Origin of the sequence: Pseudomonas sp. LAIL14HWK12:I7, assembly GCF_000483465.1 — a bacterium.
In the GTDB taxonomy this organism is placed as follows: Bacteria; Pseudomonadota; Gammaproteobacteria; order Pseudomonadales; family Pseudomonadaceae; genus Aquipseudomonas; species Aquipseudomonas kermanshahensis.
Map to the genome: position 1 here is coordinate 279,276 of NZ_KI519606.1, position 25,532 is coordinate 304,807.

Annotated in this window: 21 protein-coding genes; 16 read left to right on the top strand and 5 right to left on the bottom strand. The window is 63.7% G+C overall.

What is annotated here, in order from left to right; genetic code table 11:
• Positions 1–56 precede the first annotated feature (56 nt).
• Positions 57–992 (top strand): LysR family transcriptional regulator, encoded by a 936-nt coding sequence (locus tag D886_RS27265; RefSeq protein WP_050580786.1) that lies wholly within the window; start codon positions 57–59, stop codon positions 990–992.
• On the opposite strand, the gene D886_RS0124040 is transcribed toward D886_RS27265, so the two are convergent.
• Entirely contained in the window at positions 974–1,843 is an 870-nt protein-coding gene (locus D886_RS0124040; RefSeq protein ID WP_027596323.1) for a GyrI-like domain-containing protein, read from the bottom strand. The genes D886_RS27265 and D886_RS0124040 overlap by 19 nt on opposite strands.
• Positions 1,844–2,096: 253 nt before the next feature.
• Between D886_RS0124040 and D886_RS0124045 the strand changes: the two genes are divergently transcribed.
• The gene (locus D886_RS0124045) at positions 2,097–3,791 is read left to right on the top strand and encodes an alpha/beta fold hydrolase (RefSeq protein ID WP_027596324.1); all 1,695 of its coding nucleotides are present in this window, start codon (positions 2,097–2,099) and stop codon (positions 3,789–3,791) included.
• A 111-nt stretch (positions 3,792–3,902) separates the two neighbouring features.
• On the top strand, positions 3,903–4,433 hold the full coding sequence (locus tag D886_RS0124050; RefSeq protein ID WP_027596325.1) for an adenylate kinase: 531 nt from the start codon (positions 3,903–3,905) through the stop codon (positions 4,431–4,433).
• Between the two features lie 99 nt (positions 4,434–4,532).
• Here D886_RS0124050 and D886_RS0124055 read toward each other — a convergent pair whose 3' ends face one another.
• The gene (locus D886_RS0124055) at positions 4,533–4,832 is read right to left on the bottom strand and encodes an AzlD family protein (protein ID WP_027596326.1); all 300 of its coding nucleotides are present in this window, start codon (positions 4,830–4,832) and stop codon (positions 4,533–4,535) included.
• The gene (locus D886_RS0124060; protein ID WP_027596327.1) at positions 4,829–5,539 is read right to left on the bottom strand and encodes an AzlC family ABC transporter permease; all 711 of its coding nucleotides are present in this window, start codon (positions 5,537–5,539) and stop codon (positions 4,829–4,831) included. The genes D886_RS0124055 and D886_RS0124060 overlap by 4 nt, the downstream gene beginning before the upstream one ends.
• A gap of 124 nt (positions 5,540–5,663) precedes the next feature.
• Between D886_RS0124060 and D886_RS27270 the strand changes: the two genes are divergently transcribed.
• On the top strand, positions 5,664–6,533 hold the full coding sequence (locus D886_RS27270; protein WP_033694336.1) for a LysR family transcriptional regulator: 870 nt from the start codon (positions 5,664–5,666) through the stop codon (positions 6,531–6,533).
• Between the two features lie 44 nt (positions 6,534–6,577).
• A complete protein-coding gene (locus tag D886_RS0124070) occupies positions 6,578–7,297 on the top strand; it encodes an alpha/beta fold hydrolase (RefSeq protein WP_027596328.1) in 720 nt (239 codons plus the stop codon).
• A 476-nt stretch (positions 7,298–7,773) separates the two neighbouring features.
• Here D886_RS0124070 and D886_RS0124075 read toward each other — a convergent pair whose 3' ends face one another.
• Complete coding sequence (locus tag D886_RS0124075) at positions 7,774–8,802, bottom strand: LLM class oxidoreductase (protein WP_027596329.1); 1,029 nt, start codon at positions 8,800–8,802, stop codon at positions 7,774–7,776.
• A gap of 216 nt (positions 8,803–9,018) precedes the next feature.
• Here D886_RS0124075 and D886_RS0124080 point away from each other — a divergent pair, with 216 nt between their 5' ends.
• Positions 9,019–9,912 carry a LysR substrate-binding domain-containing protein gene (locus tag D886_RS0124080; protein ID WP_027596330.1) on the top strand — a complete coding sequence of 298 codons (894 nt, stop codon included), beginning with the start codon at positions 9,019–9,021 and terminating at the stop codon, positions 9,910–9,912.
• Positions 9,913–9,998: 86 nt separating this feature from the next.
• Positions 9,999–11,360: a HEAT repeat domain-containing protein gene (locus tag D886_RS0124085; RefSeq protein WP_033694337.1), complete on the top strand. Its 1,362-nt coding sequence runs from the start codon at positions 9,999–10,001 to the stop codon at positions 11,358–11,360.
• Positions 11,361–11,370: 10 nt separating this feature from the next.
• Here D886_RS0124085 and D886_RS0124090 read toward each other — a convergent pair whose 3' ends face one another.
• Complete coding sequence (locus D886_RS0124090) at positions 11,371–12,285, bottom strand: LysR family transcriptional regulator (protein ID WP_027596332.1); 915 nt, start codon at positions 12,283–12,285, stop codon at positions 11,371–11,373.
• A gap of 298 nt (positions 12,286–12,583) precedes the next feature.
• Between D886_RS0124090 and speB the strand changes: the two genes are divergently transcribed.
• From speB to gcvP, 9 genes are all read left to right on the top strand, one after another.
• On the top strand, positions 12,584–13,555 hold the full coding sequence (speB, locus tag D886_RS0124095; RefSeq protein WP_027596333.1) for an agmatinase: 972 nt from the start codon (positions 12,584–12,586) through the stop codon (positions 13,553–13,555).
• A gap of 15 nt (positions 13,556–13,570) precedes the next feature.
• The gene (locus D886_RS0124100; protein WP_027596334.1) at positions 13,571–15,079 is read left to right on the top strand and encodes an aldehyde dehydrogenase; all 1,509 of its coding nucleotides are present in this window, start codon (positions 13,571–13,573) and stop codon (positions 15,077–15,079) included.
• Between the two features lie 96 nt (positions 15,080–15,175).
• Entirely contained in the window at positions 15,176–15,355 is a 180-nt protein-coding gene (locus tag D886_RS0124105; RefSeq protein ID WP_027596335.1) for a hypothetical protein, read from the top strand.
• Positions 15,352–16,821: a cytosine permease gene (locus D886_RS0124110; protein WP_027596336.1), complete on the top strand. Its 1,470-nt coding sequence runs from the start codon at positions 15,352–15,354 to the stop codon at positions 16,819–16,821. The genes D886_RS0124105 and D886_RS0124110 overlap by 4 nt, the downstream gene beginning before the upstream one ends.
• Before the next feature lie 4 nt (positions 16,822–16,825).
• Entirely contained in the window at positions 16,826–18,511 is a 1,686-nt protein-coding gene (betA, locus tag D886_RS0124115; RefSeq protein WP_027596337.1) for a choline dehydrogenase, read from the top strand.
• Between the two features lie 439 nt (positions 18,512–18,950).
• Positions 18,951–20,375: a D-serine/D-alanine/glycine transporter gene (gene cycA / locus D886_RS0124120; protein WP_027596338.1), complete on the top strand. Its 1,425-nt coding sequence runs from the start codon at positions 18,951–18,953 to the stop codon at positions 20,373–20,375.
• 81 nt (positions 20,376–20,456) lie between these two features.
• On the top strand, positions 20,457–21,986 hold the full coding sequence (locus D886_RS0124125) for a sigma-54-dependent transcriptional regulator (RefSeq protein ID WP_027596339.1): 1,530 nt from the start codon (positions 20,457–20,459) through the stop codon (positions 21,984–21,986).
• A gap of 260 nt (positions 21,987–22,246) precedes the next feature.
• On the top strand, positions 22,247–22,624 hold the full coding sequence (gene gcvH / locus D886_RS0124130) for a glycine cleavage system protein GcvH (protein WP_027596340.1): 378 nt from the start codon (positions 22,247–22,249) through the stop codon (positions 22,622–22,624).
• A gap of 14 nt (positions 22,625–22,638) precedes the next feature.
• On the top strand, positions 22,639–25,509 hold the full coding sequence (gcvP, locus tag D886_RS0124135; protein ID WP_027596341.1) for an aminomethyl-transferring glycine dehydrogenase: 2,871 nt from the start codon (positions 22,639–22,641) through the stop codon (positions 25,507–25,509).
• Positions 25,510–25,532: the final 23 nt, after the last annotated feature.

Genomic DNA, 25,532 nt, shown 5'->3' on the forward strand with positions numbered 1-25,532 from the left:
CAGAATAATTATCGAAATAACGATAAATAGATAAGCCAGCCTTATGGGTAGCGATTATGGAACTGCGTCACCTGAGAGCGTTTGTGGTCGCCGCTGACCTGCAGCATTTCAGCCGGGCGGCAGAGCAACTGGGCATTGCACAACCGGCACTGAGCCAATTGATGCGAACGCTTGAGTCTGAGCTGGGGCTGACACTGTTCCGGCGGGAGAACCGCGGCGTGGCGTTGACCGCTGCCGGCGAGGCGTTCCTGCCTCACGCGCGGCAGTCCATCGAGGCCAGCGAACGGGCAATGGCCGCGGCCCGGCGTGCCAAGCGGGGGGAGGTGGGCGAAATCAACATCGGTTACCACTCGGCATTGTTCGAAGCCAATTTGCCGCAATTGCTCCGGCATTACTTCAGCACGTTCCCCGAGGTCAAGGTGTCGCTGGTCGACGCCGGTATTCGCGCGCAGTTCGACATGTTGCTCGACCACAAACTCGACCTGGCCTTTGCCCGGGTGTTCAAGGACCACCTGCCGGACCGTCTGCGCACCCACCCATTCAGCCAGTCCAGGCTCGTCCTGCTCATCCCGGACAACCATGAATTGGCCGACCGCTTCAGCGGGGATCTGTCGACCCTGCGCCACGAAAAGTTCGTGTTTCTCCAGGACAGCACCGGCATCGGCCTGACCTCCCACACCCTCCAGGCGTGCCGGCAGCACCAGTTGCACCCGCAGAACATCATGTATGTGCCGTCGCTGATGAGTATTCCCGGGCTGGTGGCCGCCGGCATCGGCCTGAGCATCGTGCCCGAAACCATGACCCGGCTGACCATGCCGGGCATCCGCATCGTGCCCCTGGCGCAAGCGGAAATGGTCAGTGAACTTTCGCTGATTTCACGGATTGACGAGCGTTCGCGTGCAGTGCTGCACTTTATCGAAGAGGCTCATGGGTGGGGGCTCGGTGGCCCGGCACCGGGCGGGCAGGGCACGGCCTACTTCAGCGGGACGTAGATATCCGTTTGCCATTGCTCCAAGGGCGTTTCCGGGTACGCGCTCAGGTAATGGAAGAACAGCGGATGGTCGCGCAGCTCTTCGTTGCTCGACGGCAACCAGTCACGATAAAGCGGGTAGATGGTTTCGCCAATGTAGTCAGGCGAACCGGTATGCCGAATCACCGCACAGCGCCCCGCCGGGATAAGCCGTTCGTGCACGCCGAAATCGTTGGGCTGCACAGCCTCGTCTATCTCGCCGCAAACGGCGAAGCGGAAGGCGTGCAACGGTGTGGTGTCGGGGTTGTCGAAGGGGATGCCGAAGGTGCGGCTGCTGGCCACTGGCGATTGGCCGCTGTGCATGCGCCATTGGCGAAAACGCGCGACGCTTTCGCCGACTAGGGCGGGCGCACCTCGGTGTTCGAGCGCGGCTACGCGGGTTTCGGTGAAATCCACGATAAGGATCTGCATGGTGATACTCCTGGAACGATGGGGAACAACGAATACCGCACTCCAGGCCTGCCAGTTCGGGGCCTTGGCGAACACGCTCGGCGCCATGCCGAAGGCGCGCTTGAAGGCTCTGGAAAAGGCTTCGGGGCTTTCGAAACCAGCGCCGAATGCGGCCTCCAGCACGGACGTTGCGGGCGAGGCGACCAATTGGTGCGCCGCGCGTCGAAGCCGCATCAGTTGCACATACCGTGAAACCGGAACGCCCATGAACGCCGTGAACTGCCGATGAAAGTGAAACGCCGAGAAGTTGGCGATGCGACTCAGTGCATTCACCGACAGGTCATCTTCGAGATGGTTGTCGATGTAGGCAAGCACGGCTTCGAACCGTTTTGCGTAGGTAGGGCTGTGCTGTGAGTCAGTCAACGAACGGAGCCTCTGGAAGGTGCGGTGAGCGCTAGCATCCTGTGTCCAGGCATCGAGGTGCCTAGCCGTGATTGCTCTTTCGGGGAGTTGTCTTGACCATAGCGTGGATGGCACCGAGTTTGCCGGTGCTTTCTGTCAGATCGCTCCCCCGTCATGAAGTGAAAAACCGCTGTCGTGCGATGAGAAGTGGCCGCAGCCACGGCTGCCTTAGAGTCGGAGCACAACACAACCGTGCCCGGAATCAAGAGCCGCCATGAGCAGATCCACGCAAACGAACGAGACCGTCACCCCCAGCCAGCCCCTGGCAGGCAACCCCCTGGTCAGCATGCGCCCGGCCGACCTGGCCAGTTCAGCCGGCTACCTGCTCAAGGCCGTAGGCACCTCGCCGCTCAAGGCGGGTGCCCATGTGGGGGGCTACCTTAAGGCGCTGCGCGGCATCGTCGCAGGCAACACCAGCATCGCGCCAGACCCGAAGGACAAGCGCTTCGCCGACCCGGCCTGGCAATCCAACGCCTTCCTGCGCGCACTGTTGCAGAGTTACCTGGCTGGCCAGGCAGAGCTGACCCGCTTCATCGAGGCCACCGACCTGGCCCCGCTGGAAAAAAGCCGCGCCCGCTTCGTCGCAGCGCTGCTGGCCGATGCCTTGGCACCGAGCAACTCCCCGCTGACCAATCCCGCGGCGCTGCGCAAATGGGTGGACACAGGCGGCATGAGCATGGCCAGGGGCATCCGCCACTTCGGCCAGGACATGCTGAATAACCGCGGCCTCCCGAGGCAGGTCGACAGTACGCCATTCACGGTGGGTGAAAACCTCGCCACGGCCAAGGGCGAGGTGGTGTTTCGCTGCGAAATGTTCGAGCTGCTGCAGTTCGCGCCCACCACCGAAAAGGTCTTTGCCCGGCCCTTGGTCATGTCGCCGCCACAAATCAACAAGTACTACGCCATCGACCTGTCGCCGGAAAAAAGCCTGGTCAAGTGGATACAGGACAGCGGCGTGAGCCTGTTCGTCATCAGTTGGCGCAACCCCACCCGCGAGCACTGTGACTGGGGCTTGTCCGATTACGCGCTGTGCCTCGATCAGGCGGTGGACGTGGCGCGTCGAATTACCCGTAGCCCGGATGTAAACATGTGGGGCTCCTGCTCGGGCGGCATCACCCTGGCAGCCTACCTGGGCTGGCTGGCGGCCCGTGGCGAGGGCCACAAAGTGGCCAATACCAGCTGGGCCGTGTGCGTGCTCGACACGGCGTCGGCGCTTAACGACACCACCTTGGGGCTGTTCACCACGCCGTCCGCCCTGCGCGCGGCCAAGGCCAGCTCCCGGCGCAAGGGTGTGCTCAGTGGCCAGGACATGGGCCGCATGTTCGCCTGGATGCGCCCGAACGACCTGATCTGGAACTACTGGGTCAACAACTACCTGCTGGGCAACCCACCGCCGGCATTTGACATTCTCGCCTGGAACGACGACACCACGCGGCTCCCCGCTCAGCTGCACGCGGACTACCTAGACCTCATCCAGCAAAACCCCTACAGCAACCCCGGCACCCTGGAAATTGCCGGCGAGTTGATCGACATGACCCAGGTAACGGTGGGCGCCTATGTGGTGGGCGGCACTACCGACCACATCACCCCCTGGCAAGGCTGCTACGGCACCGCCCGGCTGTTCGGCGAGGACACGACCTACGTGCTGTCCAATTCCGGCCACTTGCAAAGCCTGGTAAACCCACCCGGCAACCCCAAGTCGTTCTACTACGCGGCGCCCGCCGCCGCCGAGGCGCCGGAAACCTGGCTGCAGCACGCCGGGGAGCGCCAGCAAGGCAGTTGGTGGCCGCATTGGCGCGAATGGATTGGGCAGCGTTCCGGCGAAAGCCTGGCGGCGCCAAAGAAGCTGGGCTCGCGCAAGTACCGGCCGCTTTGCCCTGCGCCGGGTACTTATGTCATGGAGCGTTGAGCCTGCCATTTCTTCCTGACGCTGACCCGATGCCAGCCGTCGGCTTCAGCGCCTTGCGCAGGTCGGGTGTATAGTGCTGCCCGTTTTCGGCGTGCATTCATGGAGGAACAATTGCGAATCTACATTACGGGTGCTTCCTGTGCCGGTGTGACCACCTTGGGTCAAAACCTCGCGACCGTGCTTGGCGCGCGGCATGTCGATGTCGATGATGCTTACTGGATGCCCACCGACCCACCTTTCACGACCAAGCGGCCTGTTCCTGACCGCGTGAAAGTGATCCAGCAAAAGCTCGGTGACCAAGATTGGGTACTGACCGGTTCCTGCATGGTGTGGGGCGATGCGCTGCTTGCGCACGTCGACCTGACCGTGTTCGTCGTCACCCCAACGCCCATTCGCCTTGAACGGCTGGCCGCGCGTGAAAAAGAGCGCTTTGGCGATCGGATTGCACCGGGTGGCGACATGCACGGGATCCACACGGCCTTCCGCGAATGGGCCTCGCAGTATGACGACCCTAACTTCTCGGGGCGCAACCGAGCGTGGCACGAGGCGTGGTTGGCAGAGCAGAAGTCTGCAGTGTTGCGGGTTGACGGTACGAACAGTACGCAGAAGATGGTTGCCGAGGTGATGCAAGCATTACCTTAAGCAGATCAGTCACTCGAAGCTGGAGCGAGAGAGGCTTAGGCGGACCGAGTTGACGAGCATGCAGCGTCCTTGTCGCGCAGAAGGGCAAAATCCAGGTTCTCACGACCAATACAATCGCAGTACCGCCAACGACGCCACGCCAATCGCGACGGTGAACAGCATCGGCAAGCGCCATGCGGCAACCAGCGTGATGCCCAGCGCAATCAACTCTTCAGGATGAGGCGAGACAAAGTGTGGGGCGATCACCGAAATCAGCACGCAGCCCGGTGCTGCCTCCATGACGGCGCGGGCACGCGGCCCGAGCTTGCGCTTGCGCAGCAACAGGTAACCTGCCAGCCGTGTTGCATAGGTGGCAGAGGCCATGCCCAGTATTGTCAGCAAAGCCGCCGCGCTGATCATTGCATGACCTCCCGCAGGTAGGTAAACAGCATGCCCGCGATCACGCCAGCAAACACGAACCAGGCCCCCGGCACCGTCAGGTACACCAGAATCGCCACCAGTAGGCTGACCAGCCACACGCACGCCAGCCGCGGCCCTTTCCACATGCCCCTGAGCAGCACGATGAATACCGCCGGAAAGGCCATGGCAAAGCCATAAGCTTCAATGTTGCCGAGCACCGGGCCGATTGCCGCGCCGATCAAGGCAAAACCGACCCAGACGGGGTAGAAGGGCAGGCAGGCGCCCCAGTAGTACGGCCAACTGAACGCGGGCAGTTGCTGGCCCTGCGAACGGCGCAGGGTGTCGGCGTAGCTGATCGCCCACCCTTCGTCGGCCATGAAGAACAACGCAGGAATCACCTTGCGTTTAGGCAGGTGCTGCAGAAACGGCGCCAAGGCGGCGCCCATGACGATGTGCCGGCTGTTGATCAGCAGGGTGATGAGCACGATCGTCAGCATTGGCGGGACCGCCGCCCACAATTTGATAGCGGCAAACTCCGAACCCCCGGCGAAGTTCAGGCCCGTCATCGCGCCCACTTCAGCCAAAGACAGGCCGACCTGAGAGGCTTGTGCGCCAAGGACCATGGCATAGGGCGCGACCGCGAACATGACGGGGAGCGCATCTTTGGCGCCTCGCAAGATTTCGCTTCGGGTGTGCAGGTGGGGCATGGGACGTACTCAATGCTGTGCTGATGCTGTCGTTGTAGCGACAAGTGTGCTGGCACAGGGATACTCCATAAAAGCGAATATCTGTTATACAAGGCATTCGATTATCGAATGGCAGCGCACCACCATGCAGTCCAAGGATTTACAGATCGACTGGTTGCGCACGTTTCTGGCCGTGGTGGACAGCGGGTCGATGACGGCAGCCGCGCGTCAGGTCGCTCGCTCCCAGTCGGCAGTGAGCATGCAGCTGAAAAAGCTCGAGGACAGCCTCGGCCGGCCGATGTTCAAGCGCGAGCCTCGGCAGCTGTCGTTGACCCCCGCCGGCTACGACCTGCTCGGCCACGCGCGCAAGTTGCTCGAGGCCCACTCGACGATGGTAGACGCGATGCACGGCGGTGCGGTGTCCGGGCGCGTCACCCTGGGTGTGCCGGATGACTATGCCGTGACCTACCTGATGCCGGCCTTGCGCAGTTTCATGACCCGCTTTGGCGAGGTCGAGGTCACCCTGGCCTGCGAGGACTCAGCCACACTGTGGGCAAAGGTTGACCGTGGCCAGATCGACCTGGCGCTGTTGACCCGTGACGCGCCATCGCGCGGCGAACTGCTGTTCAGGGAAGCGCTGGTATGGGGCGGCGCCGAGCAGCATGAGGCGTGGAAGCGCAGCCCGCTGCCGATCGCGGTGCACGGGCTCAGCGATCGCTTGCGCACATCGATACTCGCCGCCATTACCGGGTTGGGGCGGGAGTATCGCGTGGTCTACAACAGCCCTAACGTCAGCGGCCAATTGACGGCGATGGACAGTGGCCTGGCGGTGGCGGTGGTCACCCGCTGCAGCTTGCCGGCGCACCTCAAGGTGCTCGACCTGCGGCACGGCCTGCCGGACCTGCCGGTGGCGGAGGTGGTACTGACCCGCAGTCGAGACTCCGCAGGTTCACGCGCCGCCGATGCGTTATACACACACATTGCCGATGCGTTGCGCGACCCGCTGTGTAACTGATCAGGGTTGGCCCGTATGCTGTCTGGATTTGCCTGGTGAAGAACATGCCCCCTGAAAACGCGCTCTCCCTGGTGTTGATCCCAGGCTTTATGCTGGACGAAACGCTCTGGGATGAAGTGGTCGAGAGCCTGCCCGCTACGTGTGAGGTCCACCGGGCCAACCTGCTCCAGGGTCAAACCCTTGCGCAGATCGCCCGCCATGTCGTGGCAAGTGCGCCGCCTCGTTTCGTCCTCGTTGGTTTTTCCCTTGGGGGCTATGTGGCGAGATCAATCGTGCAGCAGTGCCCAGATCGTGTGGCTGCCCTGATACTGATCGCTACCTCCCTGCGTGAAGATTCGCCCGAGCGGCAGAAAGCCAAGCAAGCGGCGGTCGATGCGTCGGCTCACGGGCAGTTTCGCGGTTTGAGCCTGGCTGCGATCAGGCAGTCGGTGCATCCGCAGCGTGCTGCGGATAACGCCCTGACTGGCAGGATTCGTGAGATGGGGGCACGCATGGGGCATGCGGTATTTGCCACACAGTCGCTGCTGACCAGAGCGGACGTGGGGCCTCATCAGATCCAGTGCCCGACACTTGTGATTGCGGCAGCGCAGGACGCGCTGAGGCAAGTTGAAGAGGCTGAAGCCTTGTGCAGTCAGATCCCGGGAGCACGCCTCGAGATCATTCAAGGCTCCGGTCATATGATCCCGCTTGAACAGCCTCAAGTGCTGGCACAGTTGATGATGCAGTGGCTCGCGGCAATGCCACAGGCAAGCCCGCTTCTGTAGGAAACCTCACGTTTCACTGTTCTAGCAGTGCCCGTGTGAGAGCAACTGTCTTGTAGTGGTATGCGGGTCTTCATCGTGCAACAACGCGATGATCCGGACGGGCACGCCATGGCGAGAGCAACCGCTACCAAAGACTGAAAGTACAGCGCAGGCTCAAGGCGCAGCGTGATTTCTGTAGGAATGGGTTTACCCGCGAAGCAGGCACCACCTTGGATGGCACGGGCTTCGCCCGTGTTCGCGGGTAAACCCGCTCCCACAGGGTCAGCAACTCGCTTACGAACTTTGTTCTCTGCTCGACAACGCGGCCCAAAGGGCTGGGGGCAGTCCAGGTGCGGCCCTAGCCTTGGAGGCTACACAGTTCGGGTGGGAGCGGGCTTGCCCGCGAACACGGGCGAAGCCCGTGCCATCCACCGCGGCGCCTGCTTCGCGGGCAAGCCCCACACCGTCCGCTGCACATTTGCGTTGCCTGGCACGCTTTACCAGTCTTGCGACTGCGGCGCAGGCCCGGCCAGCGCCGGAAACAGCGGCAATACCTCTTCGGCCAGTTCCTGAATGATTTCCCGGGCCGGGCGCCGCGCCATCTGCACGCCCAAGGCCGCATGATTGACCCCAGCCTCGCGCCACTCGCCAAGCAAGTCGATCAGCCCGTTGCGCCCGGTGCGCAGTACATAGCCGCCTTGCTGCGGCGTACGCGGGAAGTTGGGGTCGTCGTCCAGGTCGATCCATTCGTTGGTCATGTGCGGGCGGAACCCGCCGCCCGGGATCGCTTCGCGCCAAGCGCGGATTTTTTCGGCCAGGCGGCGTGGGCCCAGGATGTTATGGGTGGCGTCGGGGTAGGTCAGCCAGCCATCGGCGTGCTCGCCCAGCCACTGCAGGGTCTGGCGCGACGAGCCGGTCACCACCAGGGGGATGCGCCCTGACACAGGCCTGGGCAACAGTCGGGCGTTACTGAGCTGGCCCAACGGCGACTGAATAGGCCCTGGGTGCTCGGCCAACAGTTGGCGGAAGTAGTCCACGCTGTGCGCAAAGCGCTCGCCGCGGCTGCCGTGGTCCAGGCCATACGCCGGAAACTCCACGGGGCGGTCGCCTGAGGCAATGCCAAGCACCAAGCGCCCGCCCGACAAGGTATCAACGGTGGTGGCGGCCTTGGCCAGGTCGATCGGGTGGCGCAAGGCAAAGATCGCGCTGCCGGTCACCAGGGCGATCTGCCGGGTGTGCGCGGCCAGGTAAGCCAGATAGGTGAACGGGTCGAATACCTGACCGGCATCACCGAAGGCCGGGTCAAACAACGGCACATCGCGCACCCAGGCTGCGGCAAAGCCCAGGCGGTCGATTTCACCGACCAGCCGCGCCTGCCCGGCCAGGGCCTGCAGGTCGCCGTCATAGAAGCGCTGCGGCATGAAGATGCCCAGGGTCAGGTGATCCGGGGCAAACATGCGCCGGTAGCCGGGGTGGTGGGCGAAAGCGTTGGCGTTGGCGCCGCAGGTGGCAGCTTTAGCGTTCATGGCTGTTCCTGGGTTGTGGGCGTTCATGGGCCGGTGGCCGGGGCTGGCAGGCGAAGGTCGCGATATCTGCGACGAGTGAAGGTTCAGGCATGTCGAATAACCTCAGAAAAACTAACGCAAGTTGTTTGGCCTGAGCGCTATGCTATGCAGATGAAGCAAGATACAAAAACGATTGCTTCTACCTTGAACGTTAGTTTTTCTAAAGTGAGGAATGTAATGGGCGCCGTCCTGCCACTGCTTGCCTTGCGCGCCTTCAGCGAAACCACTCGCCTGGGTAGCTTGAAAGCCGCCGCCGAGCGCATGGGGGTTTCGCCTGGGGCCATCAGCCAGCAGCTTCGCCTGCTGGAGGACCGCCTAGGCGTCACTCTGTTGACCCGCAGCCGTCATGGCGTGCAACTCACCGAGGCTGGGGCGAGCCTGTACCCAGGCGTATCACGTGGCTTCGGCGACATCGAGCGCGCACTGCTCGACATTGAAGCCTTGGCCCGCGCCAGCACCCTGACCATCAGCACGCAACCGTCCTTCGCTTCTAGCTGGCTGGTGCCGCGCCTGGCCAGTTTCAGCACGCTGCACCCCGGCATCGAGGTCCGTGTCGAGGCCACGGCGGCGTTGGTCGACCTGCACCGCGACCGTGTCGACATCGCCCTGCGCCATGGCCTGGGCGACTACCCGGGGCTGCAGTCGATACCCTTGTTGGCGCCGGTGCTGTTGCCGGTGTGCAGCCCGGCACTGCTCGCCAGCGGCCCGCCACTGCATGCGCCTGAGGATTGCTTGCGGTACCCGCTGCTGCAGGATGCCGACCGTGCCGACTGGACGCTGTGGTTGCAGGCCCATGGCTTCGAGCCCGACAGCCGCAGCCGGCGCGGGCCGAGTTTTGACGAGGAGCTGCTGTTGCTAAGCGCGGCCGCGAGTGGTCAAGGTATCGCCCTGGTACAGGCGCAACACGCCGAAGAGGGGCTGCGTAACGGCAGCCTGGTGGTGGCCGTGGACCGGCCCTGGCCTTCACGTTTTGCCTACTACCTGGTCGCCCGCAAAGAGCAGTTGAAACGACCACACGTGCGGGCATTCATCGACTGGATCGAGGGGCAGCTGGCTGCAGATGCAGATTGAACCAGGCTCCGAATTCAGCTGCCGTGAAACCTGAGCCTTCGAATAGCGTCTGAAGCCCACACTGCACGTACATGGAATACAAGGGAATGAATGTAAGCTCCATCAGCAACTGGTTGGGTCGGCTGAAGGCAAGGCAGGTACCAGCAGGGTCCTGGGCCGATCAGCGGCGTAATGAAGCCCTCGAACTGATCGCGTCTGCCCACGATGGCGATACGTGGATCACCCTCAGCCATCACGACAACGGCTTCGTGCGAGAAGTCGCGGTACGGGCGCTGTGCGCCGAGCAAACGCCGCAAGCCTTGCAGGCGCTGATCGAGCGGTTGAATGACTGGGTGCCGCAGGTTCGCGAACTGGCCAAGGCGGGCATTCAGCCTTACCTCACAAGCGCCCATGTGACGTCATTGTTGAGCGCCCTGGAATCAGTGGTGGCGCTGGCTGCGCGCCGGCGGGTCGATCATGCTGCCACCCTGGAACAGGTGTGTGCAGTGTTGCAGGGGGCTCAGGCTCGGCGTGAGGTCCACCTTGATTTTCTGACCCGGCAAGGCAAGACAGCGCGTTTTCTGTTTGCGCGCTTGCTGGAAGCCGACACCGAGCCTGCAACCCTGCTGCGTGATGCCTTGGCCCACCGCGAATTGACCGTTCGCTTGGCAGCGGTTGCTGCGTGCCAGGCGCTCCCCGCTGCGCAAGCCGTGCCGCTGTTAGTGCACGCCTTGCCACACGCGGCTGCCAAGGTGCGGGTCTGTGTGCTGCGGGCATTGCTGCCCTTGCTGGATGACCCGCAGCCGTTACTGCGCCAGGTCTTGCTGGATGCCTCGCCCGCTATCCGCAGCCTTGCGCGTTGGCAGGCGCCGCGCTACGGGGTTGACGCTGCGGCGGTGCTGGCGGCGCGCCTGGCCGGTGAAATGCCCACCACAAAACGCGATTGGCTGGGCGTGCTTGGCCTTGGCGCAGAACTGCAGGTGGAACTCCCCCTCGCGTGGTGGAGGGCCGCTTTGCAATCGCGCTATCCCTTTGTGCGTTTTGCTGCGGTGCACCAGGCAGGGGAGGCCACTGCGGGTGAGCTGTTCGGCCTGCTGGGCGACCCTTCGGACAAGGTGTTCGCCGCCACCATCGTGCAATTGGGCAAGCTGCCCTGGGCGACCGTCAATGTCGAGGCAAGCGCCTGGTTGGACCGCCATTGGCATGAATGCCCGGCGCCGCGTCGCTTGGCGGTGCTCCACCTGTTGTCTGGCTGGCAGCAAGTGGCCTACCTGTTGCAGCGCCTGGACGCCGAGCCCGTCCTGCAGGCCGGCTGGCTACAGGAGATCAGCGGCTGGTGCGATCGCCAGTATCGGATTATCGACCCTGCCACCTCGCCAACCGCCCGCGCCGTGCTGGTGGCAAGGCTTCAGGGCCTGGCGACGACTGGGCTTGTTCGCGCGCAGCAGGTTGCCCGGGTTATTGCCTGAGCCTGCGGGCTCAAACGCCCCCGGCCTGGTGCATGCAGGCGTTCAGGTCTTCGAGGAACGCCCGCAGGATCGGCGGTGGTGACACCCCGCGCCGGGTGATCACGTCGAAGGGCGAGGTGAGGTCCAGGGTATTGGCGCCCAGCCGGCGCATTTCGCCGGTTTTCACCCACTGCTCGGCGAAGTGCACCGGCAGAAACCCGATATAGGCACCGGAAATGATCAGGATCGCGGCCGCCTCAATGTTCTCCACGGTCGCGGCGGCCTTGGTGATGCCCAGTTGCTCCAGGTCGTATTGCTGCATATAGCCGCGCACCACGATATGGCACTGGCGAACCTCTTCAAGCAACCGGCCGTTCGCCGCCTTGCTGGCGTACAACGGATGGCGGCGGCCGCAGTACAGCCCCAGGGCTTCGTCGTACAGCGGCAGGTACGAAAGCCCCGGCACGCGCAGCGGAAAATGGCCGATGGCCAGGTGCAGCCGGCTGTCCAGCACACGCTCTTCCAGCTCCGCCGGGGCGCCGATGTAGATGTGCAGGTGGGCATCGTGCCCGCGTGAAACAAAGCGCTGGGTGGTGCGCGGCAGAGGCGAGGCGGTGTCGGTCAGGGTGGAGTCGATGATGCCCAGGTTGAGCTTGCCGCTGATGTGCTGCTTGAGCACGTCGGCATCCATGCAAAAGCTTTCCACCGCGCTGAGCAGGCGCAAGGTGGCTTCGTGGATGGCCACGCCCTGTTCGGTCAGGCGAAAGCCACTGCGCCCGCGCTGGCACAGCTTGACCCCAAGGCGGGTTTCCAGGTGCGTCATCTGTTCGCTGATGGTCGATTGGCCGGCGTTGAGGGCGGCCTGCGCCGCAGAAAAGCCACCGCACCTGACGATGGTGGTGAATACCCTGAGGAGCTTCAGATCGACGTCGTGGAGCTGGATCACTGGGGCCTCCTGGCGGTGCGTCACATCGCGCTGGCTGATATGAGCGTCCGGCCATTGTTTTTTTTCAAGCTAACCACGCCCCTGTGATCACTGCAATGCCCGGCACCTGCAAATGACTGCTGGTGCACACCCGGCATTTCGCCTGGCCGCTGGCAGCGGGCGATTACTTCGGGTTGGCCGATGTATGCATCTGCACTTGCGCATTTTTCCCGCGTTGGCCTGCCGCCATAGTGGCTGCAACGGCGGTCGAGCAGTCGCCCCGTCTCCTGACCAGAACAATAAGTGGAGAAACCCGAACATGGCAAAGCACGGTTATGAATCCGGCCGCCTGAACCTGCCCTTCGTAGGGCATTGCACCTTCGCCAAGTCACCCATCTGCACCGACTGGAATGCCATCGACGCCGATGTGGCGATCCTCGGCGCGCCCAACGACATGGGGACCCAATGGCGCTCGGGCGCACGGTTCGGACCGCGCGGCATCCGCGAGGCATCGACCCTGTTCTCGTTCGGCCACGCCGGTGCCTACGACTTCGAAGATGACGCCACCTACCTGACCGATGACCAGCTGCGCATGGTCGATGTCGGCGACGCCGATATCGTGCACACCGACATGGCCACCAGCAATGCCAACATCGAGTCGGCCGTGCGCCAGATCCTCGCGGCGGGTGCCATGCCGATCGTACTGGGCGGCGACCACTCGATCCATGCGCCAGTCATCAAGGCCTTCGAAGGGCGTGGGCCGATCCACATCGTGCACTTCGATGCCCACCTCGACTTCGTCGACGAGCGCCATGGCGTGCGCTACGGCCATGGCAGCCCCTTGCGCCGCGCCTCGGAGCTGGACCACATCGTCGGCATGACCCAAATGGGCATCCGCAACGTGTCGTCCTCCAACCGCGACGACTACGATGCCGCACGCGAAGCCGGCTCGCAGATCCTCTCGGTACGCGACGTGCGTCGCCTGGGCTGCGAAGGTGTGCTGGCAAAGATCCCCGAAGGCCGCGACTACTACATCACCATCGACATCGATGGCTTCGACCCGTCCATCGCCCCAGGCACCGGCACCCCGAGCCATGGCGGATTCTTCTACTACGAAGTGCTGGAGATCATCCAGGCGTTGGCCCGACGCAGCCAGGGGCGGATTGTCGGCATGGACCTGGTGGAAGTGGCCCCGGCCTACGACCCGGCAGGCGTGACCTCGATTCTGGCCGCGCAATTGCTGATGAACAGCATCGGCTTCATCTTCCACGCGCGTGCCAACGCCCGCTGATCCGGAGACTGTACCGTGGACAACAAGGTAAAAGCCTACCTGCAGGCCTTCGGCGTTTCCGAGGCCACCCAGCGTTTTCTCTGCAAGCCCCAGCGCATGTTCATTGGCGGTGCCTGGCTCGAGGCCAGTGACGGTGCCAGCGCCGAGGTCATCGAACCGTCCACCGAGGGTGTGCTGACGCGCATCCCGATGGGCACGCAGGACGACCTCGACCGCGCGGTGCGTGCCGCCCGTGCGCAATTCGATGGCGGCCCCTGGAGTCAGCTCAAGCCCCTGGAACGTGAGCGCCTGATTCATCGCTTGGCCGACCTCATAGAGGACAATGCCGACGAGCTGGCGCAGATCGAGTCGATCGACATGGGCAAGTCGGTCGCCCAGGCCCGCGCCGTGGATATCCAAGGTACCGTCGATACGCTGCGCTATTTCGCCGGCTGGGCCAGCAAGATTCATGGGCGCACGGTCGAGCCTTCGCTGCCGGGCAACTACCTGGCCTACACCCGCAAGGAAGCGGTCGGCGTGGTGGGGGCCATCGTGCCCTGGAACTTCCCGCTGCAAACCATGGCCTGGAAGCTCGGCGCGGCGTTGGCGACCGGCTGCACCGTGGTGGTAAAACCGGCGGAGCTGACGTCGCTGTCGGTCCTGCGCTTTGCCGAGCTGGTGCAGGCGGCGGGCATCCCTGACGGTGTGCTGAACATCGTCACCGGTCGCGGCAGCGTGGTGGGCACGGCGATGTCCAGCCACCCAGGCATCGACAAGCTGAGCTTCACCGGCTCTACCCCGGTGGGCTGCTCGGTGGGCAAGGCGGCGATGGACCAGATGAAACGCCTGACCCTGGAACTGGGCGGCAAGTCGCCGGTGATCGTGTTCGCCGATGCCGACCTTGACGCGGCGGCCGAGGCGGTCGCCAACGGTGTGTTCTTCAACTCGGGGCAGGTGTGTGATGCCGGTACCCGTGCCTATGTCGAGCGCAGCGTCTACCCAGCCTTCCTCGAAGCGCTGGCCCGCTATACGGCCACGCTGAAGATTGCCCCGGGCCTGGACCCTGACTGCTTCATCAGCCCCATGGTGTCGCGCCAGCAACAGCAGCGGGTACTGGAATACATCGCCCTGGGCAAGGCCGAAGGGGCGCAGGTGCACTACGGTGGCGAGCCGGTCGAAGGCCCGGGCTTCTACGTGCAGCCAACCATCTTCGCCCACTGCAACAACGACATGCGCATCGTCCGCGAGGAGATCTTTGGCCCGGTGCTGGTGACCTTGCCCTTCGATACCCAGGAGCAGGCCCTGGCGCTGGCCAACGATTCGGAATACGGCTTGGCCGCGGCCATCTATTCCAACGACCTGGGCAAGGTCCACGGGCTGATCCCGCGCCTGCGCGCTGGCACCGTCTACGTCAACGCCCACAGCACGCTGGACCCCTCCATGCCGTTTGGCGGCTACAAACAATCGGGCTATGGCAAGGACATGGGCGCTGAACAACTGGAGTTTTTGCTGGAGACCAAGGCGGTCTGGATCACCTTGCCCTGAGGTACAGGGCTGGCCCGCGTCGCCTGGTTTGGCGAGCGACGCGGGCCACATGAACGCATCGAATTTCAAGAACAAGAACCCGTCGAGGTGATGCCAATGAACAGCCAAGTGGATACCGAGCGTGCACAAGACCTGGAACGGCGCCTGCGCGCCTATGAAGAACTGGAGGGCAGGGCGCACTGGCCCGGCGCGCTGAGCGCGGCGGATGTTGTTGCCCTGGCCGTGCTGACCCTGGTCATGGTGGTGGGCGCGTATTGCCTGGGGGGCCAGCCATGAGCCGCTCCAGAGAGCAGGAATTTCGCCTGGCCGCCGAACGCGGCGATACGCCTTTGCTGCCGGGCGAGCGGGTCTGGGGCTTCTGGGGTTATGCCTACGCCAACTCGGCGTTGGCGGTGGCCACCTGGGTGTTTTTGATCGGCGGTGCCACCGCGTTGTTCGTCGGGCCCTTGCAGGGCATTGCCGCGATCATCATCGGCAACATCATCGGCGTGGTGCTCGCGGCCTCGTCCACCTGCCTGCCGTGCGGCAAGTACGGCGTCGAGCAGTTCACTTTCCTGCGCAGCATGTTTGGCCTCAATGGCAGCCGGCTGGTCTATACCCTTTCGGTGGTGATCCTGACCATGGGTTGGCTGGCGGTGCTGGGGCTGATGTGCGGGCGTGCGCTGGACAACCTGGAAACCCTCGTGCAGCACAGCCAGCCCGACAGCAACGACTGGCTGGTGACCGCTGGGGCCTTGCTGGCCATCGTGCTGGCGGCGCTGGTGGCCATGCGCGGGCCAGACATGATCCGCCGCCTCAGCGCGGTGATCGCACCCAGTCTGATCCTGATCATGCTGGCGCTGATGTACTTCATCTCCCGCCGCTACAGTTTCGGCGAACTGCTGGCCATGCCGCCCTTGCAACCTCCGTTCGAAAACCCGCACGTCAACTTCATGATCGCGGTTGAAATCAACATCGCTGCGGGGTTCTCCTGGTGGCCCTACATCGGCAACCTGTCGCGCCTGTGCAGCAACCAGCGTACGGCGTTTTGGCCCAACCTGGTGGGCATCTTCGGCGCCGCGTCGCTGGGTGAGTCGGTCAGCCTGTTCGCCGCCACTACCCTGGGCAGCAGCGACCCCACCGCCTGGATGCGGCTGGCCGGCGGCATGACCTTCGGCGTGATCGCCCTGAGCTTCCTGGCCCTGGCCAACCTGACGGGCATGGTCAACATCCTTTACACAGCCGTCATCGGCCTGCGTCAATTGGCCGGGGAGCGGTTGCGCAGCCTGGGCTGGGGGATGCTGATCGGGCTGTTCTGCATCATCCCGGTGGTCATCGTGGTGTGCCTCCCAGGTATCTACGACGGCTTCTTCATCTTCTTGGTGTGGACGTCGGCGCTGAACAGTGCGCTGGCCGGCATCGGCATCGCCGATTACTTCTTCCTGCGCAAGCAACGCCTGAACCTGCGCCATTTGTATGCCGAGCAATGTGGCTCGCCGTTGCGCTTCTGCAAAGGCTTCAACCCCATCGCGCTGCTGGCGCTGGTGGCAGGGTTTGCCATCTACGTGGTGGTGTTCAACCCGCAGACCTTGGCCCATACCGATTTCTTCACCTTCGCCACCGCCTCGCTGCCGTCCTGCCTGCTGGCCGGGCTGGTGCATTACGGCCTGACCCGCCTGCTGGCCACACGCCTGGGCTGGGGCGGCTACCCCAAGGGCAATGAACGCAACATCGAGGCCGCAGGCCTTCGCGTACAGGACTAGAACAATGAAAAAACGATACGACTACATCATCATCGGCGCAGGCTCTGCCGGCTGCGTCCTGGCCAACCGCCTGACCGAAGATGCCGGCACCTCGGTACTGGTGCTGGAGTTCGGCGGCAGTGACCGCAGCGTGCTCATCCAGATGCCCAGTGCGTTCTCGTTGCCGATGAATACCAAGAAGTACAACTGGCGCTACGAGACCGCCGCCGAAGCCCACCTGGACGGTCGCCGATTGCACTGCCCGAGGGGCAAAGTGCTGGGGGGATCGTCCTCGATCAACGGGCTGGTATACATCCGTGGCCATGCCTGCGACTTCGATGAATGGGAAAGCCTGGGCGCGAAGCACTGGAGCTACCGCAACTGCCTGCCGTACTTCAAGCGCGCCGAGCATTTCAAGTTTGGTGGTGATGACTACCGCGGCGGTGCAGGGCCGCTGGCCACCAACAACGGCAACAACATGCAGAACCCGCTGTACGGTGCCTGGGTAGAGGCCGGCGCCGAGGCCGGCTACATCAAGACCGCCGACTGCAATGGCTACATGCAGGAAGGCTTCGGCGCCATGCACATGACTGTGAAGGACGGGGTGCGCTGGTCCACCGCCAATGCCTACCTGCGCCCGGCGATGAACCGGCCGAACCTGACCGTGGTGACCCACGCCATGACCCGGCGCATCCTGCTCGACGGCAAGCGCGCAGTGGGCGTGGAGTATGACGAGGGCGGGCAGACCCACACGGTGCATTGCAACCGCGAGGTGTTGGTATCGTCCGGCCCGATCGGCTCGCCGCACCTGTTGCAGCGCTCGGGTATCGGCCCAGAGGCGGTGCTGAAAAAGGCTGGCATCAAGGTGCTGCACGACCTGCCGGGTGTGGGCGAAAACCTGCAGGACCACTCGGAAATCTACATTCAGTACGCGTGCAAGGAGCCCGTTACCCTCAACGGCAAGATGAGCCTGCTGGGCAAGGCGATGATCGGCCTGCGTTGGCTGCTGTTCAAGGATGGCCTGGGCGCCAGCAACCACTTCGAGGCGGGTGGTTTTATCCGCTCGTCCAAGGGGCTGCGTTGGCCGGACATCCAGTTCCATTTCCTGCCGGCGGCCATGCGCTACGACGGTGACAAACCGTTCAAGGGCCACGGTTTCATGGTGCTGACCGGGCCGAACAAGCCCAAGAGCCGCGGCCATGTGCGGGCCCTGTCGGCCGACCCTTACCAGCACCCGGAAATCCGCTTCAACTACTTGCAAAGCGAGGAGGACCGCGAGGGCTTCCGCCGCTGCGTGCGCCTGACCCGGGAGATCATCGCTCAGCCGGCCATGGACCGCTTCCGCGGCGAGGAGCTGGCACCTGGGCCGCAGGTGCAGACCGATGAGCAGATCGATGCCTTCGTGCGTGCCAACATGGAAAGCACCATGCACCCGTGCGGTTCTTGCCGCATGGGTGAGGACGACATGGCAGTGGTGGATTCGACGCTGCGTGTGCATGGCCTGCAGGGGCTGCGGGTGATCGACTCGTCGGTGTTCCCGAGCGAGCCTAATGGCAACCTCAACGCGCCGACCATCATGCTGGCCGAACGTGCCGCCGACCTGGTGCGCGGGCGTGAGCCGCTGGTGCCGGTCGATGTGCCGGTCGGTTTGGTGGACGGGTGGGAAGAACAACAGCGCAGCCGCGCGCCGCGGCGCGAGGTGCGTGCGTGATCAAGCGTGGGTGAGCCTACGCGGTCCCTGTGGGAGCGGGTTTACCCGCGAACACCGGCGAAGCCGGTGCCATACACCGCGTCGGATTTTTCGCGGGTAAACCCGCTCCCACAGGTACAGCGCTGGCCATGGGGCGGATGAAGCAGATAAACCTGGACCGATAGCGCTCCATTGTAGTGATATCGATACAGCACAGGGCAGGGCACGGTATACGACGCTTCGGTGTCGTACACCGCGCCTTTACCGCCACCGCCTGGAGTGGCTTCATTACAGCAATAAACGTTAATACCCACACAGACCCCCGTAGTTAAAGGGCTCTAGCCTTTGGCATAGTCCTTGCTCTTTCCCTTGCGTTCGGCCGGCTGTTGCAACGCATGTCCGGTTAGAAAGTTGAACTTGTGACGTTATAAAAACAATTAAACTAGCAAGGTAAATAACAATGAATAACCTGCCGCAGGGTCACTGTCCGCCTGAGGGTGACACCCACGAACTCAAACGTAACCTGTCCAACCGCCATATCCAGTTGATCGCCATCGGCGGCGCCATTGGCACGGGCCTGTTCATGGGCTCTGGCAAGACCATCAGCCTGGCTGGGCCTTCGATCATCTTCGTCTACATGATCATCGGCTTCATGCTGTTTTTCGTCATGCGGGCGATGGGCGAACTGTTGTTGTCCAACTTGCAGTACAAGTCATTCATCGACTTTTCGGCGGACCTTTTAGGCCCGTGGGCGGGGTTCTTTACCGGGTGGACCTACTGGTTCTGCTGGATCGTCACCGGTATAGCCGACGTTATTGCCATCGCCGCCTATTCGCAGTTCTGGTTCCCGGATATTCCCTTGTGGTTACCGGCACTGGCCTGCGTCGGTGTGTTGCTGTCGCTCAACCTGATGACGGTGAAGATGTTCGGTGAACTGGAATTCTGGTTCGCCATGATCAAGATCGTGGCCATCTGCGCCTTGGTCTGCACCGGGGTGTACATGGTGGCGGCAGCCTATCAGTCGCCGACCGGTAACGTCGCCTCGCTGGCCAACCTGTGGAACGACGACGGGATGTTCCCCCACGGCGCCATGGGCTTCTTCGCCGGCTTCCAGATTGCGGTGTTCGCCTTCGTCGGCATCGAACTGGTCGGCACCACCGCGGCCGAAACCAAGAACCCGGAACGCAACCTGCCACGGGCCATCAACTCCATCCCGCTGCGCATCATCGTCTTCTACGTGTTGGCGCTGATTGCCATCATGGCCGTGACCCCGTGGCGAGAAGTGGTGGCCAACAAGAGCCCCTTCGTCGAACTGTTCGTGCTGGCCGGGCTGCCTGCTGCAGCGGGGATCATCAACTTCGTGGTACTGACGTCTGCGGCGTCTTCGGCCAACAGTGGCGTGTTCTCGACCAGCCGCATGCTCTATGGCCTGGCGGTGGAGGGTGATGCACCGGGCCGGTTCAGCGCGTTGTCACGCCGTGCAGTGCCCTCCAACGGCCTGATCTTCTCCTGTATTTGCCTGACCGCTGGCGCCCTGGTGATCTACCTGGTGCCGAACATGCTCGACGCGTTCACGCTGATTACCACGGTGTCGGCCCTGCTGTTCATGTTCGTCTGGTCGATCATCCTGCTGTCTTACCTGGCGTACCGCAAACAGCGTGACCACCTGCACCGTGCGTCGAAATACAAGATGCCGGGCGGCACGATCATGTGCTGGGTCTGCCTGGTGTTCTTCGTTTTCATCCTCGGCCTGCTGGCCCTGGAGGCGGACACCCGCATGGCGTTGTTCGCCGTGCCAGTATGGTTTGCCGTGCTGGGCCTGTCCTACCGGTCCATTCGCCAGAAAAAACAGGAGCACGCCGCGTTGTCGCTCGAAGCGGAGTAACCGCCCCTTCACGTTCTAACCAGGGGGACAGCGCCGGGTGCGCTGTCTCCCTGTTGTCGTTTCGCCAACCAGGGAATCACGATGAGAATCCACGTCACCTTCATCGACCGCGTCGGCATCACCCAGGAAATCCTGGCATTGCTAGGGGCGCGCAACCTCAACCTGGACGCGGTGGAAATGATCCCGCCCAACGTCTACATCGACGCTCCGGCGCTGTCACAGGCCGTGCTGGACGAGCTCTACGGTGCGCTGTTGCGCGTGGTGGGGGTGCAGGCGGTCGAGTTGGTCGACTTCCTGCCTGGTCACCGCCGGCGCCTGCAACTGGAGGCCCTGTTGGCGTCGATGAGTGACCCGGTGCTGGCGGTTGACCCCGGCGGCCATGTGCTGCTGGCCAACCCCACCCTGGTCAACCTCATTGGCCGCGAGCCGGCCGGCGAGCCGTTGTCGCGGCTGTTTGCCGAGGCCGACTTGGCCCAAACCCTGATCGACAAGGGCTTTCGCCTGCCCATGTGCGAGGTCGGCTTCCAGGGCCAGGCGTTGTTGCTGGAAGCCACGCCCATCAGCGGCGGTGCCGATGCCCTGGTGGGCGGCCTGCTTACCCTGTACCCGCCAAGCCGCATCGGCGAGCGCCTGGCGTCGTTGCTACACGACCACACCGAAGGGCTGGAGGGGCTGCTGGGCGATTCCACGGCGCTGAAGGAACTCAAGGTGCGCCTGCACAAGGTAGCAGGCCTTGAGGCGCCGCTGCTGATCCAGGGGGAGACGGGCACCGGCAAGGAGTTGGTCGCCCGCGCCTGCCACGCCCTCAGTGCCCGGCGCGATGCGTCGTTCCTGGCCCTCAACTGCGCCGCCTTGCCCGAGAGCCTGGCCGAGAGCGAGCTGTTCGGCTACGCCGCTGGCGCATTCACCGGCGCCCAGCGCGGCGGCAAGCCCGGCCTGCTGGAGCTGGGCGATGGCGGCACGGTGTTTCTCGATGAAGTGGGGGAGATGTCGCCCTACCTGCAGGCCAAGCTGTTGCGCTTTCTCAATGACGGCAGCTTCCGCCGCGTCGGCGGTGGTGGTGAGGTGCGGGTGAATGTGCGGGTGGTCTGTGCCACTCACCGCAACCTCGAAAGCATGGTGGTCGAAGGCAGCTTTCGCGAAGACCTGTACTACCGCCTCAACGTGCTCAACCTCAAGGTGCCGCCCTTGCGCGAGCGAGGCAAGGACATCCTGCTGCTGGCCGAGTACTTCCTGCGCCAGGCCTGCGCGCAGATACAGCGCTCGCCCTGCCGGTTGGCGCTGGCGACCCATCCGCTGCTGCTGGGCAACCGCTGGGCGGGTAACGTGCGCCAGTTGCAGAACGTGATTTTCCGCGCCGCGGCCATCAGCGAAGGGGAGGTGATCGACTGCGACGACCTGGAGTTGGCCGGCACCGCCTTGAGCAGCCAGCAGGCCGACGTACACGAAATCATCAGCCTGGAAGCGGCCGTGCAGGGGTTCGAAAAATCCCTGCTGGAAAAGCTCTATGCAACCTATCCCTCGACCCGGCAACTGGCCGCACGCTTGCAGACGTCGCACACGGCCATCGGCCAGCGCTTGCGCAAATACGGCATTGCCACCCGGGCGTAGCACCCTGGTGGCAATGCGTTCCACTGGAGTGATTGCACTCCAGTTCGGCGAGGTCCCCGCGTTCATTGGCACGCCCCGGCACGCAGGCCTGCCGGGGCGATGCACTGGAGCTTATTCGTTCCGCCTGGGCCGACTGGATTGGCGCCGATTTGTATCTCAAGTCATTGAAATAAAAGGATTTAATCAAGTTGGCATCGCCCTTGCTCTTGTAGTTGTCAGTCCTGTACCGGGACCTACCTGATAACAAGAGAGGAAGATCCATGAGCATGCTGCGTTTTACCCCCGAACACGAATGGCTGCGTCTGGAAGCGACTGGCGAACTGACCGTCGGCATCACCACCTATGCCCAGGAGGCGCTGGGGGACGTGGTGTTCGTGCAGTTGCCGGAGCCGGGCGAGTATGGCGAGGGCAATGAAGTCGCAGTGCTGGAGTCGGTGAAGGCCGCCAGCAACATCAGCATGCCCCTGAACGGTACGGTGGTGGCGGTCAACCAGGCCCTGGCCGACGACCCGGAACTGGTCAATGCCTCGCCGATGCAGGATGGCTGGTTCTTCCGTATCCAGGTGGCCAACCTCGCCGACCTCGACACCTTGATGGACCAGGACGGCTACGACCGCTTCCTGGCCGACAACGCCTGAGCCAGGGTATCGACATGCACAACGCACCGTTTCCATTGACCACGGATAATGAGTTCATCGCGCGCCACATTGGCCCGCGTGATCACGATATCGAGGCGATGCTGGCGCTGACCGGCCATGGCTCCCTGCAGGCCCTGGTCGACAGCGTCATCCCAGGCAGCATCAAAGGCACCAGCGTGCTTGAACTGAGCAAAGGGCAGGGCGAGGCCGAGGCCCTGGCTGCGCTCAAGGCCATCGCCGCGAAGAATCAGCTGTTTCGTAACCACATCGGGCAAGGCTACTACCCGTGCCACACGCCGACGCCGATCTTGCGCAACCTGCTGGAAAACCCAGCCTGGTACACCGCCTACACGCCGTATCAACCAGAGATTTCCCAAGGCCGCCTGGAAGCGCTGCTCAATTTCCAGACCTTGGTCTGCGACCTCACCGGTATGCAGATCGCCAACGCGTCCTTGCTCGACGAGGCCACCGCTGCGGCCGAAGCCATGACCTTCTGCAAGCGCCTGGCAAAGAGCAAGGCACCGGCCTTTTTCGCCTCCCGCCACTGCCACCCGCAAACCCTTGACGTGCTGCGCACCCGTGCCCAGCCGCTGGGTATCGAGGTGGTCATCGGTGATGAAGCGGCACTGGAAGGCCAGGGCCTTGAGGCGTACTTCGGCCTGTTGCTGCAGTACCCGGCCAGCACTGGCGCTATCGCCGATCACCGGGCCCTGGTGCAACGCGCCCATGCCGTCGGCGCTTTGGTGGCGGTGGCAGCGGATCTGCTGGCGCTGACCCTGCTGACCCCGCCGGGCGAGTTCGATGCCGACGTGGTGCTGGGCAGCGCCCAGCGCTTTGGCGTGCCGCTGGGCTTTGGCGGCCCGCACGCGGCGTACTTTGCCACGCGCGATGCGTTCAAACGCGACATGCCCGGCCGCCTGGTCGGTGTCTCCATCGACCGTTTTGGCAAGCCGGCGCTGCGCCTGGCCATGCAGACCCGCGAGCAACACATCCGCCGCGAGAAAGCGACCAGCAACATCTGCACCGCGCAGGTACTGCTGGCCAACATCGCCAGCATGTACGCGGTGTATCACGGCCCTCAAGGCCTGGCGCAGATCGCCCAGCGTGTGCACCGGTTAACGGCAGTGCTGGTGCAAGGGCTGCTGCAGCTCGGGCACGCAGTGGAACAAGCGCACTTCTTCGATACCGTCAGCGTGGTCACTGCCAGGCCTGCGGCCGATGTGCTGGCCGCCGCCCAAGGGGCCGGCCTGAACCTGCGCCCGATCGACGCCCAGCGGGTCGGCCTGTCACTGGATGAAACCTGCGAGCAGGCCAGTGTCGAGGCCTTGTGGCAGGTGTTCGCCGCCCCGGGCCAGGCGCTTCCGGCCTTCGTCGCCCTGGCAGAAGGCTGTGGCGATTGCTTGCCAGTGCAGCTGCTGCGCGAAACCCCGTTCCTGCAGCACCCGGTGTTCAACCGCTACCATTCTGAAACAGCACTGATGCGCTACCTTCGCAGCTTGGCCGACAAGGACCTGGCGCTGGACCGCACCATGATCGCGCTGGGCTCGTGCACCATGAAGCTCAACGCCGCCAGCGAGATGATCCCGATCACCTGGCCCGAGTTCGCCAACCTGCACCCGTTCGCCCCGGCCGAACAGTCGCTCGGCTATCGGCAACTGACGGACGAATTGCAGGCGATGCTCTGCGAGGCCACCGGTTATGACGCGATGTCGCTGCAGCCCAACGCCGGCTCGCAAGGGGAATACGCAGGCCTGCTGGCCATCCGCGCTTACCACGCCAGCCGTGGCGAAGCGGGCCGTGATGTTTGCCTGATCCCGTCGTCCGCCCACGGCACCAACCCGGCCACGGCGCAGATGGCCGGCCTGCGCGTGGTGGTGGTCAATTGCGATGAGCGCGGCAACGTCGATGTGGCCGACCTGCAAGCCAAGGCCGAGCAGCACCAGGCGCAACTGGCCGCGCTAATGATCACCTACCCCTCGACCCACGGGGTGTTCGAAGAGGGCATCACCCGCATCTGCGACATCATCCATGCGCACGGCGGGCAGGTGTACCTGGACGGTGCCAACATGAACGCCATGGTCGGCCTCTGCGCCCCGGGCAAGTTCGGCGGCGACGTGTCGCACCTCAACCTGCACAAAACCTTCTGCATCCCGCACGGCGGCGGTGGCCCCGGTGTCGGCCCGATCGGGGTCAAGGCGCATCTGGCGCCGTTCCTGCCTGGCCACGCGCACCTGGAACATAAACAAGGTGCCGTCTGCGCAGCGCCTTATGGCAGTGCGAGCATCCTGCCGATTACCTGGATGTACATCCGCATGATGGGTGGCGAAGGGCTCAAGCGTGCCTCGCAGCTGGCGATTTTGAGTGCCAACTACATTGCCCGGCGCCTGGAGGAGCACTACCCGGTGTTGTACACCGGCGAGAACGGCCTGGTCGCCCACGAGTGCATCCTCGACCTGCGCCCGCTCAAGGACAGCAGCGGCATCAGCGTCGAGGACGTGGCCAAGCGCCTGATCGATTTCGGCTTCCACGCCCCGACCATGTCGTTCCCGGTGGCTGGCACGCTGATGGTCGAGCCGACCGAGAGCGAGTCCAAGGAAGAGCTGGACCGCTTCTGCGAGGCGATGATCTGCATCCGCGAGGAAATCCGCGCCGTGGAAAATGGCACCTTCGACGCGCTCGACAACCCGCTGAAAAACGCCCCACACACCGCCAGTGAATTGGTGGGCGAATGGCCCCATCGCTACGGCCGGGAGCTGGCGGTGTACCCGTTGCAAACGCTGCGCGAGAACAAGTATTGGCCGCCGGTGGGGCGCGTGGACAACGTCTACGGTGACCGCAACCTGGCTTGTGCCTGCCCGCCCATGTCGGTCTACCAGGACGCCTGACTGCCCAGGCCCGGACCCCGTCC

What these genes read in the sequence shown, in the direction of transcription:
- D886_RS27265 (WP_050580786.1), top strand. Translation starts at nt 57, where the DNA reads ATGGAACTGCGTCACCTGAGAGCGTTTGTGGTCGCCGCTGACCTGCAG.
- D886_RS0124045 (WP_027596324.1), top strand. Translation starts at nt 2,097, where the DNA reads ATGAGCAGATCCACGCAAACGAACGAGACCGTCACCCCCAGCCAGCCC.
- D886_RS0124055 (WP_027596326.1), bottom strand. Translation starts at nt 4,832, where the DNA reads ATGATCAGCGCGGCGGCTTTGCTGACAATACTGGGCATGGCCTCTGCC.
- D886_RS0124060 (WP_027596327.1), bottom strand. Translation starts at nt 5,539, where the DNA reads ATGCCCCACCTGCACACCCGAAGCGAAATCTTGCGAGGCGCCAAAGAT.
- D886_RS27270 (WP_033694336.1), top strand. Translation starts at nt 5,664, where the DNA reads ATGCAGTCCAAGGATTTACAGATCGACTGGTTGCGCACGTTTCTGGCC.
- D886_RS0124070 (WP_027596328.1), top strand. Translation starts at nt 6,578, where the DNA reads ATGCCCCCTGAAAACGCGCTCTCCCTGGTGTTGATCCCAGGCTTTATG.
- D886_RS0124075 (WP_027596329.1), bottom strand. Translation starts at nt 8,802, where the DNA reads ATGAACGCTAAAGCTGCCACCTGCGGCGCCAACGCCAACGCTTTCGCC.
- D886_RS0124080 (WP_027596330.1), top strand. Translation starts at nt 9,019, where the DNA reads ATGGGCGCCGTCCTGCCACTGCTTGCCTTGCGCGCCTTCAGCGAAACC.
- D886_RS0124085 (WP_033694337.1), top strand. Translation starts at nt 9,999, where the DNA reads ATGAATGTAAGCTCCATCAGCAACTGGTTGGGTCGGCTGAAGGCAAGG.
- speB (WP_027596333.1), top strand. Translation starts at nt 12,584, where the DNA reads ATGGCAAAGCACGGTTATGAATCCGGCCGCCTGAACCTGCCCTTCGTA.
- D886_RS0124105 (WP_027596335.1), top strand. Translation starts at nt 15,176, where the DNA reads ATGAACAGCCAAGTGGATACCGAGCGTGCACAAGACCTGGAACGGCGC.
- D886_RS0124110 (WP_027596336.1), top strand. Translation starts at nt 15,352, where the DNA reads ATGAGCCGCTCCAGAGAGCAGGAATTTCGCCTGGCCGCCGAACGCGGC.
- betA (WP_027596337.1), top strand. Translation starts at nt 16,826, where the DNA reads ATGAAAAAACGATACGACTACATCATCATCGGCGCAGGCTCTGCCGGC.
- cycA (WP_027596338.1), top strand. Translation starts at nt 18,951, where the DNA reads ATGAATAACCTGCCGCAGGGTCACTGTCCGCCTGAGGGTGACACCCAC.
- D886_RS0124125 (WP_027596339.1), top strand. Translation starts at nt 20,457, where the DNA reads ATGAGAATCCACGTCACCTTCATCGACCGCGTCGGCATCACCCAGGAA.
- gcvH (WP_027596340.1), top strand. Translation starts at nt 22,247, where the DNA reads ATGAGCATGCTGCGTTTTACCCCCGAACACGAATGGCTGCGTCTGGAA.
- gcvP (WP_027596341.1), top strand. Translation starts at nt 22,639, where the DNA reads ATGCACAACGCACCGTTTCCATTGACCACGGATAATGAGTTCATCGCG.